The 20,708-nt window shown below is 58.6% G+C and carries 16 protein-coding genes and 2 pseudogenes; 11 read left to right on the top strand and 7 right to left on the bottom strand.

Translation table 11 applies throughout. The features are described 5' to 3' along the window. Positions 1 to 412: 412 nt before the first annotated feature. The 7 genes from QQL28_RS38090 to QQL28_RS38060 all read right to left on the bottom strand — a co-directional run bounded on the left by QQL28_RS38090 (position 413) and on the right by QQL28_RS38060 (position 9,012). Positions 413 to 1,198, bottom strand: a complete 786-nt coding sequence (locus QQL28_RS38090) for a DUF427 domain-containing protein (RefSeq protein WP_284273941.1) — start codon at positions 1,196 to 1,198, stop codon at positions 413 to 415. Positions 1,199 to 1,259: 61 nt separating this feature from the next. Beyond that, positions 1,260 to 3,236, bottom strand: a complete 1,977-nt coding sequence (ftsH, locus tag QQL28_RS38085) for an ATP-dependent zinc metalloprotease FtsH (RefSeq protein WP_284273940.1) — start codon at positions 3,234 to 3,236, stop codon at positions 1,260 to 1,262. A 142-nt stretch (positions 3,237 to 3,378) separates the two neighbouring features. Further along, on the bottom strand, positions 3,379 to 3,633 hold the full coding sequence (locus tag QQL28_RS46345) for an FAD-dependent oxidoreductase (protein ID WP_431309709.1): 255 nt from the start codon (positions 3,631 to 3,633) through the stop codon (positions 3,379 to 3,381). 306 nt (positions 3,634 to 3,939) lie between these two features. Then, positions 3,940 to 4,185 carry a DUF6894 family protein gene (locus tag QQL28_RS38075; protein WP_284273939.1) on the bottom strand — a complete coding sequence of 82 codons (246 nt, stop codon included), beginning with the start codon at positions 4,183 to 4,185 and terminating at the stop codon, positions 3,940 to 3,942. Positions 4,186 to 4,549: 364 nt separating this feature from the next. After that, positions 4,550 to 6,004, bottom strand: a complete 1,455-nt coding sequence (locus QQL28_RS38070; RefSeq protein WP_284273938.1) for a sensor histidine kinase — start codon at positions 6,002 to 6,004, stop codon at positions 4,550 to 4,552. 79 nt (positions 6,005 to 6,083) lie between these two features. Further along, positions 6,084 to 8,195, bottom strand: a complete 2,112-nt coding sequence (locus QQL28_RS38065; protein WP_284273937.1) for a heavy metal translocating P-type ATPase — start codon at positions 8,193 to 8,195, stop codon at positions 6,084 to 6,086. 244 nt (positions 8,196 to 8,439) lie between these two features. Then, a complete protein-coding gene (locus QQL28_RS38060) occupies positions 8,440 to 9,012 on the bottom strand; it encodes an alpha/beta hydrolase (protein ID WP_348522551.1) in 573 nt (190 codons plus the stop codon). 628 nt (positions 9,013 to 9,640) lie between these two features. Between QQL28_RS38060 and QQL28_RS38055 the strand changes: the two genes are divergently transcribed. The 11 genes and pseudogenes from QQL28_RS38055 (at position 9,641) to QQL28_RS38000 (ending at position 20,706) form a co-directional block, all read left to right on the top strand. Beyond that, positions 9,641 to 11,278 carry an ATP-binding protein gene (locus QQL28_RS38055; RefSeq protein WP_284273936.1) on the top strand — a complete coding sequence of 546 codons (1,638 nt, stop codon included), beginning with the start codon at positions 9,641 to 9,643 and terminating at the stop codon, positions 11,276 to 11,278. Then, the gene (locus QQL28_RS38050; protein ID WP_431309708.1) at positions 11,197 to 11,895 is read left to right on the top strand and encodes a response regulator transcription factor; all 699 of its coding nucleotides are present in this window, start codon (positions 11,197 to 11,199) and stop codon (positions 11,893 to 11,895) included. Before QQL28_RS38055 ends, QQL28_RS38050 begins: the two co-directional genes overlap by 82 nt. Before the next feature lie 205 nt (positions 11,896 to 12,100). Next, positions 12,101 to 12,574 carry a response regulator transcription factor gene (locus tag QQL28_RS38045; protein WP_284273935.1) on the top strand — a complete coding sequence of 158 codons (474 nt, stop codon included), beginning with the start codon at positions 12,101 to 12,103 and terminating at the stop codon, positions 12,572 to 12,574. A 136-nt stretch (positions 12,575 to 12,710) separates the two neighbouring features. Further along, the gene (locus tag QQL28_RS38040; protein WP_284273934.1) at positions 12,711 to 13,055 is read left to right on the top strand and encodes a hypothetical protein; all 345 of its coding nucleotides are present in this window, start codon (positions 12,711 to 12,713) and stop codon (positions 13,053 to 13,055) included. 16 nt (positions 13,056 to 13,071) lie between these two features. Then, the gene (locus QQL28_RS38035; RefSeq protein WP_284273933.1) at positions 13,072 to 14,049 is read left to right on the top strand and encodes a helix-turn-helix domain-containing protein; all 978 of its coding nucleotides are present in this window, start codon (positions 13,072 to 13,074) and stop codon (positions 14,047 to 14,049) included. Positions 14,050 to 14,138: 89 nt separating this feature from the next. After that, a pseudogene (locus QQL28_RS38030) lies at positions 14,139 to 14,998 on the top strand (alpha/beta fold hydrolase). A 60-nt stretch (positions 14,999 to 15,058) separates the two neighbouring features. Beyond that, entirely contained in the window at positions 15,059 to 16,033 is a 975-nt protein-coding gene (locus QQL28_RS38025) for a zinc-binding alcohol dehydrogenase family protein (RefSeq protein ID WP_284273932.1), read from the top strand. A gap of 204 nt (positions 16,034 to 16,237) precedes the next feature. Next, positions 16,238 to 16,726 carry a YkgB family protein gene (locus QQL28_RS38020; RefSeq protein ID WP_284273931.1) on the top strand — a complete coding sequence of 163 codons (489 nt, stop codon included), beginning with the start codon at positions 16,238 to 16,240 and terminating at the stop codon, positions 16,724 to 16,726. Between the two features lie 492 nt (positions 16,727 to 17,218). Further along, positions 17,219 to 18,301, top strand: coding sequence for a DUF417 family protein (locus QQL28_RS46005; protein ID WP_348522550.1), 1,083 nt, complete (start codon positions 17,219 to 17,221; stop codon positions 18,299 to 18,301). Between the two features lie 275 nt (positions 18,302 to 18,576). After that, positions 18,577 to 19,761, top strand: a pseudogene (hemA, locus tag QQL28_RS38005) (5-aminolevulinate synthase); the annotation flags it as partial. 213 nt (positions 19,762 to 19,974) lie between these two features. Then, entirely contained in the window at positions 19,975 to 20,706 is a 732-nt protein-coding gene (locus QQL28_RS38000) for a heme ABC transporter permease (RefSeq protein ID WP_284273930.1), read from the top strand. Positions 20,707 to 20,708 lie beyond the last annotated feature (2 nt).

Genomic DNA, 20,708 nt, shown 5'->3' with positions numbered 1-20,708 from the left:
ACGACAAAGCCGAGCCCTTCGTCTGGACCAAGAAAAAGGTCCGTCAACGCCGCTTCAAAGGCCGCCGTATCACTCAGCTCTGATTCCGGGTACTAGGGCTGGACGTTCGTCTCCTTGGAGAAGCGGCTTATTCGGAGGAAAGAGGACCGTCCTCTTGATCCACATAGGGGTCTCTGCTGCAAGAGCCGGGAGGTCATGATCGGGCAACCAGCCTGCAACGATAGCCCTCGCGTAGTCGCGGCCGGCCCAGCAGTCCACTCTCGTAGCCCGCGAGCCAGCTGCCGCGAGTCCATTCAGTCACCTGACCGACGACGTTGATGCGGAGCCGTTATCGTTTCGCCGCGATACGACGGATCAGCCCACCCGGATCGCCTCGTCGCAGGCTCTGCCGCTTCAAAGCGAACTCTCGACGTTAAGAGAACGGCGTGATTGGTCGATCTTGCAGCACCCCATCGACGTACAGATCGACGTGCTCGTTGTAGAAGCTGAGCAGGTTTTCGATCTTCGGGCACTCGGGAATTGGCGCCGGATAACTCCACACGATGTCCTTGACGAGCTTATCGCCCACCCGAGCCGACCAGTAGCGCGCAACGCCTTTATACGGGCACCGACTGACAGACTCAGTGGGCTCGAGCAGATCCATGCGCACGTCCAGCTTCGGAATGTAATAGCGGGTCGGCAGCCCAGTCTCAAAGAGGAGGATGGGCCGGAGAGTTTCACCCAGTGTCACGCCTTCAATCTCCACCCGCACGTGCCTTGAGCTGTGAACCGTGTCGACTCTCGTATACGGATCTCGAGGATGAACAAAGACCTGCTCGTCCTCCTCGAACCACGCGTCCATCTCATTCCAGAAGAAAGTGAGGTGGCCTTCGAGTGCGGCTCGATAGCCTGTCGGCGTGATGTAGGCGCGGGCCGCATTGTCCGCGATACGATCCTTCACCACCACGCGCCAGCGAATGGTGTCCGCCGCTTGCTGTAACTGCTCTAGATACTCCGTCCCGACATCCGCAATTGGAAACCAGTAAGCCGGTGGCCGCTTCGTTTCATAGACGAGGAGAACGTGTTCGCTGTCGGCGATCAGCTTGCCACCAAAGTACGTCCGTATCCGGCGAGAGCTGCGTTCGATGTGTACTCCCTCCTTCAGCCGGGCCCGCTCCTCAGCAGCTGGAACGATCGGTTGCGCGAGTGGCTCAGTCATCTTGAATCTCCTTCCTCTTGGAACGACGGACCCGACAAGTGAAGATGCAGGAACGAATCCGTCAGCCAACTGTTTCGGGCTGCTTCGTTGTAAGCCGGATCGCAGGGAACTGATCCGCGGTCAACGTCTCGCGGGCAAGTAGCAGGCGGCCGCCTTCGTCGAGGTCGACACGCCGTGTGCGTAGGATGGCAGTCGCCTGCTCGAAGGCCTTCGTGATGATGTCGCGCACCGCCACGTCGATCTCGCGCTCGGTCGTCTCGGAGGCGTCGACGCCGCTGGTCGAAGTCCCAAGGAACGGCTGCGGCGCGGCTGAGTAGGTGCGCTGGCCCACCGTTTCGTCCATGCCGAACCGGGTGACCATCTGCAGCGCGATATCGGTTGCACGCTGCAGGTCGTCGGCCGCGCCGGTGGAGACTTCACCGTCGAAGATCAGCGCTTCCGAAGCGCGCCCGCCCATCAGCACGGCGATGCGGTTGGCGAGATCGTGGCGGGCGAGCACGAAGCGATCCTCGGTTGGGCGCTGTATGGTGTAGCCGAGCGCGCCGACGCCGCGCGGGATGATCGAAACCTTGTGCACCGGATCGACGCCGGGAAGGCTCGCGGCGACCAGCGCATGCCCCATCTCGTGATAGGCGACGCGGCGGCGTTCCTCCTCGCCCAGAACTCGGCTCTTCTTTTCCAGTCCCGCCACGATGCGCTCGATCGCCGCGGTGAAGTCGGCGAGCGTCACCGCTTCGGCGCTGCGCCGGGTCGCCACAATGGCGGCCTCGTTGACCAGGTTGGCAAGATCGGCGCCGGTGAAGCCGGTGGTCAGTCCGGCGATCTGTTCGAGGTCCACGCCCGGGGCCAGTCGTATCCTGGCCACGTGCACCTTGAGGATTTCCAGCCGGCCGGAGCGGTCGGGCCGGTCGACCAGTACCTGACGGTCGAAACGGCCTGGTCGCAGCAAGGCTGGATCGAGGACCTCCGGCCGGTTGGTGGCACCGAGCAGGATCACGCCGGTCGTCGGGTCGAACCCGTCAAGTTCGGCGAGCAACTGGTTGAGCGTCTGCTCCTTCTCGTCGTAGCTGCCGAATGCGCCGGGGCCGCGGCTGCGGCCGAGCGCATCGAGCTCGTCGATGAAGATGATGCAGGGCGCTGCCTTGCGCGCCTGCTCGAACAGATCGCGCACGCGCGCCGCGCCGACCCCGACGAACATCTCGACGAACTCGGCGCCGGAGATCGAGAAGAACGGAACGCCAGCCTCGCCCGCTACCGCGCGCGCGAGCAGCGTCTTGCCGGTGCCGGGCGGGCCGACCAGTAGGATGCCCTTCGGGATGCGTGCGCCGAGCCGGCCGAAGGAGGTCGAATCGCGCAGGAAGGCGACTACTTCCTGCAGCTCGAACTTCGCCTCGTCGACGCCGGCCACGTCCCTGAAGGTGGTCCTGGTGTCGGTCTCGACATAGACCTTGGCGCGCGACTTGCCGATCGACATCAGGCCGCCAAGGCCCTGGCGTTCCGCCACACGGCGGAACCCGTAGGTCCAGATCAGATAGAAGATGAAGATCGGCAGCACCCACGACAGGATGGTAGAGAGGAAGGTCGACGACGGCGCGCCGGTGATGACGACGCCGTGGGCGCGCAGCTTGTCGGCGAGCCCGGGCTCGACGCGGACCGTGTAGAACATCTTTCGGCCGTCCGGGAACGGCTCCTTCAGGATCCCCTGGATAGTCTCCTGTCCGATCAGCACTTCCGCGATCTTGTTCTCGCCGACGAGCCGCTCAAATTGGCTGTACGGAATGGTGTCGACCTGAGTGAAGCGCAGCAACAGGAACTGGACCAGCAGCACGCCGAGGAAGGCCGCAAAGATGTACCAGGTCGCAAACTGGTGCTTGCGCTCCTCCGGCTCCTTCGGTGTGCTTCTTTCCGTCTTGCTTGTTCCAGGCCCGGGGCTGGGCGCCTCGGCATATCCAAGCAATTTCAGAAATCGCCAGCCTGGCGTTGACTTTTTCGTATCTTTCGACGGTTGATCGAGCATGTCGGTTTCCGTCGGCGACATGTCGCACATCGCCATTCTAACTGACCCACCGCCATCCACAATTAGAGTTCTGCGCGTATGGAGTCCAGCATAGCGGCGCCGGATTCGAGCAAGACCAATCAAAGCGCGGCAAACGACAAACAGTCAGTGTGTGCCGTGGCGATTAACATGCTCGGCGTGCGGAGAAGCCTCGATGCCAAATGCAAGAAGACCGCCATCGACTGCGACCGTTGACGCCGATTCGAGAGAACGATCCGATGACTAGCATCTTCTTGGGATCGCAGCCGCGTAGGGCGCAGGTGCCGCCAAACGGGCGATGGTCAATCATCGCGACCGAGCGCCCCGCTTTACGCATGCGCCCCGCTGCCGCCTGCGCGGCGGTACCAGTGCCGATGACAAGAAGATCATACGCATCCATGGGTTATCTCCAGCGGAAGCGGCGGCCATAGACTCCGATCGGACGACACAGTGTCATTCGCCCCTTGTTAGACTCCGCCACCTGCTCGGAAATGTCTCTTCCTCTATTGCTCTGAGATTCGCGTGATTGCGCCTGAACGGCCCGCATCATGATTCCATCCCGAGTATCGGGTGTAAATCGGCGCCAAAGCATGACCCCGTCAGCGTCACGAGAATCAAGGAGTTGTCGTGCCGATCGACGTTGGGACCGCGCGCTGCTGAACAAGCGGCGAAGCGCATTTGATAGCGCCGAGCTTTGCATATGAAGTCACCGATAGCTCTCAATGTGCTTGCCCTGTACGAACGCGAACGGCACCACGAAAATCTCGCTACCAAGCTCGTCGCTGACGTGCAGGACCCAGTCCCGGCAATCCCTTGCGCTGTTTGCCACGATGAGAGACCGAACAACTCCTGCGGCGTGGTCACGCGCTTCAATCAGATTGTCCACAGCTGCGCCGCATTGATCAATCAGTACCCCCCGATTACTAGAACAATGGAAATAGACGTGGGTCACATTCGGCCTCTTCGATCGCTTCCTCTCAACTTGGTGATCCGCGTAGCGCCGCAGCTGCAAGGCCGTTTTAAGATATCGGCCAAAACTCAAGCTGGCTTTTCCATTTCTCTCGCAGATGTATCGATGATGCTATTTCTGGTGTGCTAATGGGTTAACCAGTAGCCATCGAGGTAGAGGTCCGACGACTTTTGGTCAGCCAGCCGTTTCATTGTTCTGTCGTCGCGTCGGTTGCCGTCAAGTTGTCTGCCTATCAGGGCAGATCGGAAGAGGCCGGCCGACGTTCAATACGGCGCGGATGACCCAAATCGGAGCTCCGCGTCAGCCCGCGCTATGCGCGGATGGTAATCAAAGACAGCGCACGAGATCACAACGAGTTGTCCGGGCGCACAGGCAGCGTGAATGCAAATGCAGCCCCTCTGTGCTCGGCTGCGGTTGCCCACAATCGTCCATCGTGCGCCTCAATGATTGAACGGCAGATCGAGAGGCCTATTCCCAAACCGCTCGGCTTGGTCGTGTAGAAGGGAGCAAAGACTCGATCGATGCTCTCAGGCGCCATGCCGGGGCCTGAATCCTGCACCACGACGAGTACTTCTTTCTGATCGGCTTTGTCGGTCTTAATTAGCAGCTGTCGCGTCCCTTCGTCTGAGCCGCTCATTGCTTCGAGCGCGTTTATAACCAGGTTGAGGACGACTTGTTGCAGTTGGACTCGATCCCCTAGAACAGGCGGCAGGCCCTCGGTGAGCTGCGTCTCAACGGAAACACGGTTCTTGGCCGCTTCGTGCTGGGTCAGTGCAACGACCTCGAGGATCGCTTCGTTGATAACCAATGCGTCTCTTCGCTGAGGGGCCTTCTTGACGAAGGAGCGTATCCTGTCGACGATCTCTTGGGCGCGTTTGACATCCTTGGCGATCCGTCCGAGCCGCTCTTTTGCCTTCGCGAGATTCGGCGGCTCGGCGCTCAACCATCGCAATGCGCTCCCGGCGCTAACAGCCGCGGCCGTGATCGGCTGAGCGACCTCATGCGCAATCGACAAGGACAGCTGCCCGATCGCGGAAACGCGGTTTGCGTGCGCTAATTCTAGCTCAACCTCGCGATGCCTTTGCTCGCTTTCGCGGAGCGCCAGTTGTGCGTTCTTGCTATCGGTCAGATCGAGCACGAAGGCAACACCTTCCTTTGGCGTTCCTTCGAACATCGCCATTCCGACCAGTACCGGCACACGACGACTGCTTCTTTGTATGTATTCCGTCTCGTATGGGTGGACCACTCCGGACGCGTTTAGCCCGGCCAGCCGCTGCTCGTCGACTCTGTGCGTTTCGGCTGGAGTCAATTCCGTCCAGCCCAGGCGGTTGGAGATGAGCTCGTCGCGCACGTATCCAGTAATCCGGAGAAAGGCCTCATTCGCGTCAACGATCCGACCATCAGGACCCCAGATAAAGATACCGACGATGTTGGCGTCGATCAGGCGGCGAACTCTCGCCTCCCGCCTTTGAAGTTCGACGAGAAGTTCGATAAAGCCGATGGATATGGAGACCACCGCAAACGGAATGACTAGCCAGCCGAGGTTGCGATGAAGAGCCTCCATGGCCTTTATTGCTTCGTCCATCGCAGTGACCATGGGAAGGACGTGCATGATCGCGAGGTCGGCGGCATAAAGTAAGGCAACAGCCAGCAGTCCCGAGTTGATCAGCAGCAGGCTGATTCGCGGCCGTTCGAAGCGCTTTCCAGGATTGATCAGGCGGCAACGCCATATGCCATAGACGGTCACCCCTATGATCAGGAGATCGACAGCCGTCATCAGAGGCACGGAATTCGAGATCATGGCTTTGTCCGGAAATCGCGGTCGAATGAACTTGACAGGCGCGACCCTCGTCTACCGGCCGCCCTATCTCGCCGCAGAGCTACTTTCGCGGCTGTGTCGCAGTACTGCCGCCGTTCGCAACCAAGGTTCGGGCACGCGCGAGCAACTGCGCGTTGATGGCGACGATGATCGTGCTTGCTGACATGAGGGCGGCGCCGACGGCTGGACTTATGACGATCCCCCACGGATAGGCCACGCCGGCGGCCAGCGGAATCGCGACAATGTTGTAGGCCGTCGCCCACAAAAGATTCTGAAGTATCTTTCTATAAGTCGCGCGCGAAAGCGCCACGATGGTGAAAACGTCGCGGAGATCGCTGCGCACCAGAACGATATCCGCTGACTCGACCGCGACTTCGGTTCCGGCGCCAATCGCAATGCCGAGATCGGACTCGACCAAGGCTAGTGCATCATTGACACCATCGCCGATCATCGCAACAGTGACGCCGCGCGCCTTCACCTCGCGGACTTTCTCAAGCTTTTGGTGCGGCAAGACTTCAGCGAAGTAGTCGTCAAGGCCAAGTCGAGCGGCGACCGACTTGGCAACCGCCATGGCGTCGCCCGTGATCATCATGCAGCGGATTCCCATTGCCTTGAGGCGCGCGATTGCATCGAATGACTCTTTGCGAATAACGTCGGCAAGCGCGACCGCGCCGACTGGCTTATCATCTATCAGTAGGTAGACGACGGTATTGCCTTCGTCGCCCAGCTCGTCGATACGCTCGTTTGGCGCGTCCAGTCCTCGCTTGCGGACATAGTGGGGACTCACGACTCTGACGCTATGTCCTTCAATCACGGCCTCAGTACCTTGGCCTGGCAGATTTTTGAAATTCCGGACCGGCTTCGGCGTGACGCTGCGGTCCTTGGCACCCCGCATGACGCCCTGCGCGATCGGATGCTCTGACTGACTCTCAAGCCCTGCGGCCCACGCTAGTATCTCGCGCTCGGATAGATCAGACAGCGCAACGACTCCCACTACGCCAAAGCGGCCTTCCGTCAAGGTGCCGGTCTTGTCGAACAGCGCCGCACCCAGGCCATGGGCGCGTTCGAAGGCCGCGCGATCGCGGATAAGAAGACCACGCTGCGCCGTAAGCCGCGTGCTCACTGCAACGACCAAAGGGACCGCGAGACCGAGCGCGTGCGGGCAGGCGATGACCATAACGGTCGCCATGCGCTCGATCGCGTAGTCAAAGCCGAAGCCAAAAGCGAGCCATGCGACGAGCGTTGCGCCGCCGACGGATAGAGCAATGTAGGTCAGCCACAAGGCAGCGCGATTGGCCAGGTCCTGGGTCCGAGAGCGGGTCTCCTGCGCCTGTTGGACCAGCGCAATGACCTGAGCCAGATATGTCTGATCCCCGGTCTTGCGCACAACAACGGTCACAACACCCTCGCCGTTCACCGCCCCGCCGACAGCCTCCCGGCCCACGGTCTTCTCGACAGGTCGCGACTCTCCGGTCAGCATCGATTCGTTGAAGCCGGAGTAGCCCTTGGTAATCACGCCATCGATCGGTACTCTCTCGCCAGGCTTGACCAGGACGCGGTCGCCGGGCCGCAATTCTGCGATCGGGACATCTTCGGCGTCATCATTCGGTTTGAGCCGGTGTGCGGTCGCCGGTAGAAGTTGAACCAGCGCCTCCAAGGCGCGCGAGGCTCCCAAGACGGATTTCATCTCGAGCCAATGTCCGAGGAGCATGACATCGACGAGCGTCGCCAGCTCCCAGAAGAACACCGTTCCGGGGAGACCGAAGACCACTGCGCTAGAATAGAAAAACGCCGTCGAAATAGCGACCGCAATTAGCGTCATCATGCCTGGCTGGCGCGCCCTGAGTTCGTTGTGGATTCCCTTGAGGAAGGGCCAGCCGCAGTAAAGATAGACCACCGTAGAAAGACCAAAGAGGACGTAAGACTCTCCCCTAAAGGCAAGCCGCTCGCGCAGGCCGAGCAAGTCCTGCACAAGCTGTGACAAAGCAAGAATCGGAACGGTGAGAATCATCGCGACCCAGAATCGATTCCGGAAATCTGTAACCATCGCCGCGTGGCCGTTTCCGGCGTGGCCGTGATCCATATGCATGTAATGGTGCGCGACGGGGCTCATGTGGCCCATATTCGCATGATGCATTGATCCATGAGCCTCGAGCTGACGTGCAGATCTCATCATCGCACTCCTCGTCGCGGGTCAACACGGACCGCTGTCGAAAGGAAACCGCAACATTGCGATGGAGACCGCCGCAAGTCGATACGCCGCGGCTTCAAATTCCGCAATACTGAGAAAATCACCGCAAAGAAAATACTGGCCACCGCGATCTTGAGAATCGACTGGCGGCACCTATCGACGGGCAACCCGCTCGGAAATCCCATCGGCGACGTTGGAAGCAGTACGCCAGCCGATCGCTGGGTCTCTAACTACTCGGACGGGCGGCCGAATTGGTTATAGCCTGGAGAATTATTTCGACGACCAATTCTGGCGCGGTGACCGACGGTGTGTGGTCGACTTCTTCCGATCGAATTGTTGCGCTCATACGTTGTGCCAAGAATAACTGTGTAGCCGGGGCGATCATCCGATCTTCTTGAGCAACAAGATACCAGAACGGTTTTGCTTTCCATGCCGGCTTGGGTGCCTTTTCCTGAATGCATGCAAGAGCAATGGGACGCTGCGTCGCCGCGAGGAGGGCAGCCTGCTCGGGTGAAGCATCTTGACAAAAGGCAGTGCCAAACCGTTCGTCGGGCATGCAGAGGAATCCATCGGTGTCAGGCGTGAGTTGTGGCGCCTCCGGATGCAGGTTCTCACGATAGAATACCTCACCAACCGTCTGGCTTTGATCGGGCGTCAGGGCCGCAATGAAGACCAGAGATTGGACCCTTTCGTTGATACTTGCTCCTATGACGGCGCCAGCATAGGCATGCGCGACAAGCACCACTGGACCATCGGTGCGTTCCAGCGCGCGCTCAAGTGCAGCGATATCATCTGACAAGGACGTTAGCGGGATCGAAGCACAAGGATCCTCAGTCCCTTGAACTGCAACGACGTGATAACGCGTGCCCAGTTAAAGCCGTCGGCCCAAGCGCCGTGAATCAGTACGACTCTAGATGTTGTCCCGGATGCGTTCATAACCATTTCCCTCCTCGCTGACTAGCTTTCGGCTGATTTTGATTGTGAAGCTGCGCAATGGACGGATCGAGATTGTTTTCGATACGATCCCCCGCTCCGACTTCGCCCTCCTGAACCATTCTAAATCAAAAGCCCGGCCGATGATGCGACGCCAGCAGCGCCAGCATCTCGGTGGGCCGCCGGATCCGAGAAACCAAGGACGTATGAGCTACGCCGTGTGTGTAGTGGCAGAACACTTTCAACCCGGCTAGTAACTTGCATGGCTGGATCTTAGCCATGCGACTCCCGCCTAACGGCGGGCCAGCTTTGATCTAACCCAAGTCCTTTCGCGAGTTGCTGAGATTTGGTTACAGGCACACAAAGAAGTTACTCGCCAACCGCGGTGCAGTTGCGTGACGGGATGTGATGAAGCCGGACGCTCCAAATCGGGCATGTACGGCCGCGTGGTGGGATATTTTCCGGCACTAATCGAGGATGAGAGAAGTCTCGCTATGAGGCTTGAGAGCGAAACGCACGAACTAGAGGCGATCGCCAAAGCGTTCCAGATAATCTCGAAAGAGATGAGCTACGAAGGCGTGGCCAGGGCACTCCTGAAGGAAGCGCTCAGCTATTCCGGGGCCGCCCGAGGCGGCGTTTTGCTTAGCAAGGGGGGTGAACTGCTCGCCAAGGCAGATGCAAGCTTTCCTCGTGAAAGGGCGGAGTTCTTTACCTCTCACCCCGTGGCCGGCGAATTCCGCCTGCCGGCGGATATCAGCGAAAGGGTCCTTGCTCGGCAAGAGACCGTCGTCAGACAAGCCAGTAGTAGAGGCTCGGCGCTCATTGATCCCGTCGAGCCACCGCCGCAAAGCATAACCCAGCTGTGCCTGCCCCTGGTTCATCAAGAGCGAACAATCGGGGTTCTCTACCTGGAATCGGAGCGCAGGGAGACATTCACGTCCAGGTGCATCTCGATGATATCCATGCTGGCTTCGCAGGCCGCCGTCTTCTTCGAATCCACGCAGCTCTTCGAGGCACTCCGTGAGACCAATTTGTGGATGGTCAAGGGTCAGCAGATCGGCCGGATGGGCAGCTATCGCTGGAACACGCGGACCCTGCTCTCGCGAGCATCGCGCGAATGCTACCGCATATTCGACGTCGACCTTGACGTAAATCCGGTACCGTTCGAAGTGTTTAAGAGCCGCATATACCCTGATGACCTCCCTGATTTGGAGCAAGCGCTCGCGGAGGCCGTCAGTGCCAAGTCGCCGTTCAGTCACGAGTACAGAGTCGTCCATAGAAATGGCTCGATCCTGCATGTCGCCGCTGTAGGACAATTCGACCTCGGCCCCACCGGCGACGTGGAACTGGAAGGGATTATCACCGATATCACTGAACGGAAGGCCGCGGAACAGGCGCTCACGGATGCGCGAAATGAACTCGCTCGAGCCGTCCGTCTCGCATCGCTCGGCGAACTCGCAGGCTCCATTGTTCACGAGATAAATCAGCCTCTGACCGGAATCATCATGAGCGCGGAGGCTTGCCTTCGGTGGCTCGCACGGGAGCCTACCGAGCCTGGTGAAGCTCGCAAGTCCGCGCTGCGCGTCATTGAACAGGGACGCCGGGCGAGAGACGTCGTCACTGGCCTCAGGTCCTTGGCGCGCGCTGCGCAGCTCAAATTTACCGACGTTCAGATCAATGACGCCATCGAGGAGATTCTTCTTCTCTTGAAAAGAGACATTGAACGCGCCGACGTCACGCTCAGGACGGCCCTCGACAGGTCGAAACTCATTGTCGAGGGGGATCGAGTGCAGCTTCAGCAGGTCGTTCACAACCTCGTGCGCAATGCAATCGACGCCATGATCGCCACCAACGAAGGGCCTCGCCTTCTGACTGTTTCTTCAAAGGCGGCCGAAGGGCATGTCTCTGTTGAGATCGCTGATACCGGGATCGGCATCGCCTCCACGAACAGGGAGCGACTGTTCGATGCGCTCTACACGACCAAAGGTGACGGTCTGGGCCTTGGCCTGTCGATCTGCCGCAAAATCATCGCTGTCCATGGAGGGCGTCTATGGGTGGAGGAGAACACGGCTCATGGTGCGACATTCACTTTTACCCTCCCGCTTCGCCCATCGGCCACCGTGAGCAACTGAAAGTGTCGTCGTCAGTTTTTGTTCATGTCGTCGACGACGACCAGGCGGTCCGGGAGTCACTTGGAGACCTGCTCCGGTCGATGGACTACCAGGTAATGCTTCATGGATCTGCCTCAGAGTTTCTCAGTGCCGAATTGCCGGACGCGCCGGCATGTCTGGTACTTGACGTTCGAATGCCGGGCACAAGCGGCCTGGAGCTACAGGAGTACATGACGCGCATCAATATTTCGATGCCCGTTATCCTAATGACGGGCTTTGGCGACATTCCAATGTCTGTGAAAGCTATGAAGGCCGGTGCGGTCGACTTCCTCACCAAGCCGATACGGGAGCAGGATTTGATAGATGCCGTCGCCACCGCGGTTCGAATAGACCAGGGCCGGCGCAACGACCTCGTGCATATTATTCGATTGCGAGAGCGGTATAAGCTCCTGACGCCGCGTGAAAGGCAAGTGATGGTGCTTGTGGCGACCGGGTTGATGAACAAGCAGGTCGCGAGCGAGCTTTCCATCCGCGAAGCCACCGTGAAAATGCATCGCGGCAGCGTCATGCGAAAGATGGGAGCAAGATCTGCAGCTACGCTCGCTCGGATGGCGGAAGCTCTCAACATTCAGAGGTAAGGCGCGACCGTAACCTTGGTACCAAGAGTACCGACCAAGGTATGGGCCTGAGCATCACAACCGAGAGATTGCGGCCATGCGCGATCGAAAGCATGGTTCGGCTAAACCTTGTGCTGCCAATCGGCACCGGGGAGCCGTCTGCTCACAGGGGAGATGATGCAATGCGCATCCCTTCTCGATTGCATAACAGCCACGGTCTGTTCGAATGCCGGACGATCAGCGATTCAGTTTCAGCGGGGAGGGCGTCTTTCTCCTATTGTGCTTCCACGATTTGGCGCACTTGGCGAGGGTGCGGCCGGTGACAAGCCCGCTCATCGCAGTCGTCGACGACGATGATGCGCTATGCTCATCCCTTGTGGACCTGATGCGCTCCATCGGCTATCGCGCCGAGCCCCATTACTCCGCAGAGACGTTCCTGGCGTCAGTCAACCTACTCAACGTGCACTGCATTGTGGCCGACGTTCATATGCCCGGAATGAGCGGACTTGACCTCGCCCGAAAGCTTCGAGAACTGGGCATCATGACGCCCGTGATCCTCATCACGGCGCTACCTGACATGCATCTGGACGGTGAAGCGATCTCGGTCGGCGCGCAATGTCTTCTCCGAAAGCCGTTCGAAATAGATTCCCTGCTTGATTGCGTGGAGAGGAGCCTCCCCGATGAACGCCCCATGCGATAGCACCGCTGCCTCCTCCCATTTCGGAGTTCGTGCACGGCGGACGGAACGAACAGGTGTCCGACCGGAGAATTGGGACAGGCGCTCTCACGCCAAACGCCACAGCTACGTTCCAGCGAGATCGTTCGGGGTGTGGGTGATGGCGATTGCACGCTATAAGTGGATCGACCGCCTTCGTGACGCCTCTCGAGTCCTCGCAGTATCGCTGGACGATGAAATGCTGCTCGATGACCAAGGGGGAACGGCCATGAGCGCCGCCGTCCTTGATAATCTGCTAGGCCAGTTAAAGCCCGCACAAGCGAGCGTGATCCGCCTCGTAAAGCTGAGAGGTCTCAGCATCGCACGTGCTTCCGGCGCAGCCGGTCAATCAGCAGCGCTGGTCAAGATCAACCTCCATCGATCTCCGAAAAAAGTGGCTGCCTTGGCGTCTTATCCGCAACGAGAGATGGAAACGAGTGGTCTAACGCAAGCGAAAGCAGAGTAGGGCTGCGAGAGGGCACATGAATTACGCTTCTACCGGCATCGCACAGAGTCAGGCGAGAGCTAACACGGACTCGCGGTTACCAAGCGAAGGCAGCGTCTTAAATCCGACCGTTAAGATCATCCCTGCCGAATCTATCGAACGTTTCGGTACGGGCTGCCGCTGGTGGTTTTCGGAGAGCGTCCACGTTCCGATCGGATGCAAAATCGAGTTTCGCTTTCAAGGACCCCTGCATTTGCTCGCATTGTACAAAGAAGGTACGCGTCGGAACGGTGAAACATGGATTGATGGCCTACCCTCATCAAGGCTTCGAAGTTTTGCGCATAAGCTTACCTTCGTGCCTGCGGGATGCGCTTATCGAGAATGGCATGAGAGCGGCGCTTCCACTCGAGTAACGTTTCTGTATCTGGACCCTGCTGCGTTCGGGAAATCGGACGACAGCGAAGGCGCGTTCCAGCCCAGAATATACTTCGAGGATTCTCTTGTCTGGGAGACAGCATCGAAATTGAAGAACACGATTGAGGGCGGTCAGGCTAGAAGCATGCCGTACCTGGAGGCGCTCTCTGGCGTCCTTGCGCATGAGTTATCTTGCGTGAACGACGAGGTAGTCCGCGCGCCGAAAGTCGATCGCGGAGGTCTCGCTGGCTGGCAAAGACGCGCCGTCGTCGGCTACATTGAAGCTCACTTGGGGAAACAGGTCTCGCTTTCAAAGCTTGCGGAACTTGCGGGACTTAGCCAGCATCATTTTTGTCGAGCGTTCAAGCAGTCATTCGGAATTCCACCGCATCAGTATCAAGTGCAGCGCCGCATGGAAGTCGCGAAGTCGCTCCTGGCGAATCGAACGAGCTCAGTCACGGATATTGCGCTCAGTTTAGGGTATGCGCAGACCAGCTCTTTCAGCACTTCTTTTCGCAAGACGACGGGCTGGACACCCACGGTGTATCGCAGGGAGTTTCAGTCAGCCGACTCAATGGGTCATGCAGCAGTTCACGAGTGAACGGGACGCTTTCTCCTTCACAGGCTTTGGAGGGAGACTAACGGCAAATCCTGTGCGGACGAGTTACTATGCAAGGTGAGAACCGTGTCATGACCAAGGTTCGTTATGGGAAGGCCGATGTTGACGGGCTTAAGGTGTTCTACCGGGAGGCCGGGCGTGTTGATGCACCAGCACTGCTGCTACTTCACGGATTTCCAAGTGCCGGCCACATGTTTCGCGACCTGATCCCGGCATTGTCGGATCGCTTTCGCATCGTTGCGCCGGACCTGCCCGGCTTCGGCCAATCGGACATGCCGTCTCGCGACAAGTTTTCGTACACCTTTGGCAAATTGGCGGAAGTCATCGAGCGTTTCACGGAAGTAATCGGACTCGTTCGCTTTGCGATCTACGTCTTTGACTATGGGGCGCCAACAGGCTTTCGACTGGCTATTCACCATCCGGAGCGGATTCGGGCAATCATCTCGCAGAACGGCAATGCCTATAAAGAGGGGCTGAGCGACGGTTGGAATCCCATCCGCGCCTATTGGCAGGATCCCTCGCAGGCCAATCGGAGCGCGCTCCGATCCTTCCTCGCGCCCGAGACGACGATTTGGCAATATACGCATGGCGTGTCCGACGCGACCCGCGTGTCTCCGGACGGCTATTCGCTCGACAACTTCTATTTGACCCGCCCCGGGGCAGCGAGGTCCAACTGGACCTGTTTGGCGACTACAAGACCAACGTCGCACTTTACCCCGCTTTTCAGGAGTACTTCCGCAAGTACAAGCCGCCCTTCCTGGCGGTTTGGGGCAAAAACGATCCCTTCTTTCTACCGTCAGGCGCTGAGGCATTTAAGCGCGACATTCCAGGTGCGGAAGTGCGCTTCTTTGACACCGGCCACTTTGCCATTGAGACGCATTGCGAGGAAATCGCCGTGGTGACCCGCGAGTTTCTCTCGCGTTCGAAGTGAAATCGATAGGTAGCCGCAACTGCACGGCCCTTGTGGCACGTGCTTCCAGGGAGTGGTTTGATGCGTGCAATTGTTCTCGAAAAGTTTGGTGACCTAGATAGTCTGGTCATCAAGGAACTCCCGGAGCCTGAGCCGAAGGCAGGACACGTCGTCATCCAAGTAAAAGCGTTCGGCATTAATCATGCTGAAATGCACATGCGCAGGGGCGAGTGGGCCGAGGCAGCTCCCGTCATCGGCATCGAGTGCGTGGGCATCGTAAGGTCCTGTCCGGGTGGCGAGTTTCCGATCGGCGCGAAAGTGGCCGCGCTGATGGGCGGTCTGGGTCGCACCATCAACGGCAGTTATGCCGAGTATACCCGCGCACCAGCTTCAAACGTGGCATTGATCGAGTCTCACCTGTCGTGGGCTGAACTCGCAGCGATTCCTGAAACTTATGCAACCGCGTGGACCTGCCTGTTCCGCAATCTGGAGATCGAGAGGGGGCAACTGCTGGTCATTCGTGGTGCAACCTCCTCATTCGGCCAGGCCGCGCTCAAGATGGCAATCAATGCCGGAGCCCGGGTGATCGCGACGACCCGAAACCGCCATCGCTTTGCCATGCTTGAAAGGTTCGGGGCCTGGCGCTGCGAAATCGAGCAGCGTGATTTGTCGAAACATATCCGAGAGGCCAAGAAGATCGATGCGGTGCTCGACCTGGTGGGTAATTCGGTCATGCTCGATTCCCTTGCTATGCTTCGCCGCGGCGGCCGTTCGTGTTTGGCCGGTTGGCTGGGCGGCCTCGACCCCATCCCCGACTTCAATCCGCTGCTGCAAATGCCGAGCGGCGTTTATCTGACCTTCTTCGGCAGCTTCGTGTTCGGGATCCCGGGCTTTCCACTCTCGGATGTGCCTCTTCAGCAGATTGCCGCGGACGCTGCCGCGGGTCGGCTCGACGTCAAGCCGGTCAGAATCTTCCGTTTCGAAGAGATTCGCGAGGCCCATCGCGTGATGGAGGCCAACGAAGCCACCGGCAAGATGGTTGTGGTTCACGCCTGAGGCCGCATCCGGAGGTGCGATGGGCGCTCCGTTGGCTGCCGCCGACGCTTCTGCAGAAGTGTTTCCTGTTCCACATGCACATCATCGTGAACCAGGCAACCGCGCATGGGCGTAACGAACGCCCCGCAGACTCGTAGGCGTCGTCATGAGCGCACGTCATCTTGCCTGCTGCGATCAATCTCAATCAACGAAAGAGCCATTCGCATGAAAAAGTCTTTCAACATCGCTGAACGAGGGGGAGGGTCCTATCGTCTGCTGGCCATCCTCCGATGGGCCATGGTTGTCATCTTTGTATCGTTTGGCATGCAGAAGTTCACTTTGCAGTCGGCACAGGGTATCGTCCAATTCATCAGCAACAGCCCGTTCATTTCGTGGCTGTCGGTGCTCGGTTTCCGGGGAGAAGCGTACTTCCTCGGTGTTGTCGAGTTTGGCATTGCGGCGCTTCTCGCGGCGGGCGCATTCAGTCCGATCTTATCAGCCGTTGGCTCGCTGATGGGTGTGATCACGTTCTCCATTACTTGGTCATTCTTTTTCACAACGCCCGGTGTCGTTAAGTGGAGCTTGTCGACTGACCCGATGGCCTGGAACCTGGCCGGCGAGTTCATATTCAAGGATATCGTCTTGCTCTGCGTCTGCGTCGTGCTGTTCCTGGCTTCCTTGCCGCAATCTGTCATCCGATCATGCACCGTTTAGGAGGAACCTACGAGCGCCCGTTTTGAGGTGTCCACGGGACAAGGCGAGAGCTGTGTGCCGCCAACGGTGTTCCTTGTCAGTGATATCTGACCATCACATCTCTTCACTAGTTAGCGACGTCGTCTCTGTCGGTCCTGAGATTTCCTTCGCAGGTTGGCTCCTATGGGCCTCGGCCCGCAATGGGCGCGCGCTCCTGATCGAGGTGCCGGCGAGATCTCCTCGGTCAAGACCGTTGCGCGTGTGGGCATGGGCGGCGGTTATATCTGCGGTCGCCGCGGCGCTGCCGATCGCTTCGATAGAGAGAGATGTCTCTCATGCCTTGAGCTTAAGCGAGTTTGCTGTCATTTGCGCGGTCTTGCTTCCAATCGCAGATTGCGCGGTCCGTTTTCGACGCCGTGCATTGCGAATGCTAAGCGGCAAAATATACGTTACCCGGAGACGCAACGGCTGAAGTCAATGTGGAGAAGCGATTGAAGTGCGGAGAATGAAAGCGTGATTCGAATCGCATCCAACAAAAACGGGACGACGATGATGAACCGCCATTTGCAGGCGTTGGCAAAGTCCGATCTCTTCAGGGGGAATCTCGACTATCACCTAATTCGAGCGTCAATGGTGATTGTATTCCTGTTGTTCGGGTATCAGAAGTGGTTTGAGTACGAGGCTCAGGTGCTGGTGCCCTATATCAGCAACGGGCCCCTGATCTCGTGGCTATATCCTGCCTTCGGCATCCGCGGGGGTAGTTGGTCCTTGGGCGTTATGGAATGGCTAATTTGCTCACTTCTCTTCTGGGGGTTTTGGAATAGGCAAGCAGGAATCCTTGGGGCTCTCGGATCATGCGCTACATACGTGGCGACCGTTACGATCATTCCTTTCATGCCGGGCGGATGGGACGAGGTGGCCGGCGGTTTTCCAGCCATGACCGGTAACGTTCCATTTCTCATGAAAGATGTCGTGCTTCTTGCTGCTTCATTCTACCTGTTGAAGCAGGATGTCGTAGGGGCGATACAGTCCTCCGACTGTACTGGCACAATAAGATACCCAATCAAGCGTCTCGCAGGGGCAATGGCCGCGCTGGGCCTTCTGCGCGCGGATCTTGAATACCATCTGCTCCGTGCCGCGATGGTGATCATATTCGCGTTCTTTGGCTATACGAAGTGGCATCAGTACGCGGCGCAGGCGATGATCCCATTTATCAGCAATAGTCCTTTCATTTTCTGGCTGTATCCAGCGTTTGGGCTGCGTGGAGGTGCCCGCTTCCTGGGTGCGTCGGAATGGACAATCCTGGCTCTCTTGTATGCGGGATTCTGGGACAAGAGGTTCGGACTTCTGGGGGCCATTGGTTCAACCGCAACCTTCATTACGACCTTTACGATCATCCCCTTCCTGCCAAATAAATGGGATCCGGCGGCCGGGTTTCCTGCGATGGCCGGTCTCGTACCATTCCTGATGAAGGATTTGGTCCTTCTTGCAGTTTCAATATATTTGGTGAAACAGGACGTGATCAGGCTGGCTCTCTCCAGCAGGGATGCCGAGATGGTCCGACCGCGCGTCGAGGGAATTACTGCTGCAGTTTGAATGGCGGCTCTTACCGTGCCTCAGCTTCGTCGGTCTCAGCTTCGCTTGAGGATCCCACCTCGCAAAGGCTCTCGTACCACGTCGCTTTCATCGATTGAGCTTGTGCCAGCTTGCCAACATTAGGCAATGCCCCCAAAGCCTGAGCAATTCAACAACAGACGCTACAATCAAAATGGACTACCGTCGTGTCTGGCAGCTTGGCTTCGCGACTCTTGCGAAAGAGTGCGAGCGGCCGCGAGTTGGAATTGGCATTCATTGCGGCTTCCAGGTGGCTCATGAACTATGATGCGTATTTTTGCGAGCGGCTCGATGAACTGCGTAGAGAGGGGCGGTACAGAGTCTTCGCCGATCTGGAACGAAGGGCCGGCAAGTTTCCGCGCGCAACCTTGAATTCCGACCGCGGGAAAAAGGAAGTGGCGGTCTGGTGTTCTAACGATTACCTTGGAATGGGCCAGCATCCACTCGTTCTGGAAGCCATGCACAACGCACTCGATAGTTGCGGGGCGGGTGCCGGGGGCACACGGAATATCTCCGGCACTAATCACTACCATGTCCTGCTCGAGCGCGAGCTCGCCGATCTTCACCAAAAGGAAGCCGCGCTGCTGTTCACCTCGGGCTACGTCTCGAACTGGGCTGCGCTCGGCACGCTTGCGTCGTGCATGCCAGATTGTGTTGTTCTGTCTGACCAACTGAATCATGCTTCGATGATCGAAGGCATTCGAGGCAGCCGCGCTCCGGTCAGGATCTTCGCGCACAACGATCCCGCGGACCTTGCGCGAAAACTCGCCGAGGTCGACGCAGATGCGCCCAAGCTGGTGGCGTTTGAATCCGTCTACTCCATGGACGGCGATATCGCACCTATCGCAGAGCTGTGTGATGTTGCCGAGTCGTATGGCGCCATGACCTATCTGGACGAGGTGCATGCTGTAGGTCTCTATGGACCGCATGGGGGTGGTGTCGCCTCGCAAAAAGGTCAGAGCCATCGGCTCACCGTGATTGAGGGAACGCTCGCTAAAGGCTTTGGGGTAGTTGGCGGCTATATCGCGGCGTCCGCGGCGTTGTGCGACTTTGTGCGCAGCTATTCGTCGGGCTTCATCTTCACAACGGCTCTGCCGCCGCACATAGCCGCTGGGGCGCTTGCAAGCGTTCGCCACCTGAAATCAAGTTCGGTGGAGCGTGAAGGCATGCACGATCGCGTTGCCCTGCTGAGGCGTCAATTGGATGATCACGGCGTTCCGCATTTGCGCAATCCGAGCCACATTGTGCCCGTGATGGTAGGGGATGCATATCTTTGCAAACACATCAGTGACGTGTTGCTACATCAATACGACATCTACATTCAGCCGATAAACTATCCGACTGTACCACGCGGTACTGAGCGGCTTCGTATTACGGTTTCACCATTTCATTCTAATAGGGACATCGAGTACTTAACCACTGCTCTCGCTGAAATCTGGTCAAGTGGTCTGCCCGACTATCCCTCCCCTCTGGACCGGCTTGGAATATATCGAGATCGGGCCCCCGGTTCCGCCTTGATCGATCTGGAGGCGCGTGTCGCGCGGCCAGATATTGACTCGATCATGGACGTTTGACCGCAATCTGGAATTTGTCGGGCGTTCCGTTTTGCGGCCATCACCTAGAAGCCGGGACCTGCCGCTACTGTGATGAAGCCGATGACGCTGATCGACCTCGCCAACCCCACAAAATTCCTGTCGCAGACGGCGCGCATGCTGCCATGGTTGGCGGGCGCGACCGCGATCTTGCTGCTGGTCGGCTTCTATCAGGCGGCGATGGCGCCCGACGATTATCAGCAGGGCGCCACCGTGAAGATCATGTTCATCCACGTTCCGAATGCGTGGCTCTCAATGTTCGTCTGGGGCGTGATGAGCTTGGCAGCACTGGGCACGCTGGTGTGGCGGCATCCCCTGGCCGACGTCGCAGCCAAGGCCGCCGCTCCGATCGGGGCGGCCTTCACCTTCCTCGCGCTCGTGACGGGTTCGCTGTGGGGCCGGCCGATGTGGGGCGCCTATTGGGAATGGGATGCGCGGCTCACCTCGGTGCTGATCCTGTTTTTGATGTATCTAGGCCTGATCGCGCTTTGGCGCGCGGTGGAGGATCCGTCGAGGGCGGGGCGGGCGGCTGCGATCCTGACGCTGGTCGGGGCGATCAACCTTCCTATCACCAAATTCTCGGTCGACTGGTGGAACACGCTGCATCAGTCGGCCTCGGTGATACGGAAGGGTGGGCCGATGCTCGACCGCGCCTTCCTGATTCCGCTGCTGATGATGACGATGGGGTTCTCGCTATTGTTCATCACGTTGCACCTGGCGGCGATACGCAACGAGATTTTGCGCCGCCGCGTGCGGTCCTTGCAGATGATGCAAGCCAATCAGCGAGCGGCGTAGGC

This window comes from Bradyrhizobium iriomotense, assembly GCF_030160715.1.
In the GTDB taxonomy this organism is placed as follows: domain Bacteria; phylum Pseudomonadota; class Alphaproteobacteria; order Rhizobiales; family Xanthobacteraceae; genus Bradyrhizobium; species Bradyrhizobium iriomotense.
The sequence above is the reverse complement of the archived record's forward strand: the minus strand, read 5'-3'. Positions and strand labels throughout refer to the sequence as shown.

Excerpts from the sequence above, each read along its gene's own strand:
- QQL28_RS38090 (WP_284273941.1), bottom strand. The coding sequence starts at position 1,198 with ATGACTGAGCCACTCGCGCAACCGATCGTTCCAGCTGCTGAGGAGCGG.
- ftsH (WP_284273940.1), bottom strand. The coding sequence starts at position 3,236 with ATGTCGCCGACGGAAACCGACATGCTCGATCAACCGTCGAAAGATACG.
- QQL28_RS46345 (WP_431309709.1), bottom strand. The coding sequence starts at position 3,633 with ATGGATGCGTATGATCTTCTTGTCATCGGCACTGGTACCGCCGCGCAG.
- QQL28_RS38070 (WP_284273938.1), bottom strand. The coding sequence starts at position 6,004 with ATGATCTCGAATTCCGTGCCTCTGATGACGGCTGTCGATCTCCTGATC.
- QQL28_RS38065 (WP_284273937.1), bottom strand. The coding sequence starts at position 8,195 with ATGAGATCTGCACGTCAGCTCGAGGCTCATGGATCAATGCATCATGCG.
- QQL28_RS38055 (WP_284273936.1), top strand. The coding sequence starts at position 9,641 with ATGAGGCTTGAGAGCGAAACGCACGAACTAGAGGCGATCGCCAAAGCG.
- QQL28_RS38050 (WP_431309708.1), top strand. The coding sequence starts at position 11,197 with ATGGGTGGAGGAGAACACGGCTCATGGTGCGACATTCACTTTTACCCT.
- QQL28_RS38045 (WP_284273935.1), top strand. The coding sequence starts at position 12,101 with ATGCCGGACGATCAGCGATTCAGTTTCAGCGGGGAGGGCGTCTTTCTC.
- QQL28_RS38040 (WP_284273934.1), top strand. The coding sequence starts at position 12,711 with ATGGCGATTGCACGCTATAAGTGGATCGACCGCCTTCGTGACGCCTCT.
- QQL28_RS38035 (WP_284273933.1), top strand. The coding sequence starts at position 13,072 with ATGAATTACGCTTCTACCGGCATCGCACAGAGTCAGGCGAGAGCTAAC.
- QQL28_RS38025 (WP_284273932.1), top strand. The coding sequence starts at position 15,059 with ATGCGTGCAATTGTTCTCGAAAAGTTTGGTGACCTAGATAGTCTGGTC.
- QQL28_RS38020 (WP_284273931.1), top strand. The coding sequence starts at position 16,238 with ATGAAAAAGTCTTTCAACATCGCTGAACGAGGGGGAGGGTCCTATCGT.
- QQL28_RS38000 (WP_284273930.1), top strand. The coding sequence starts at position 19,975 with ATGACGCTGATCGACCTCGCCAACCCCACAAAATTCCTGTCGCAGACG.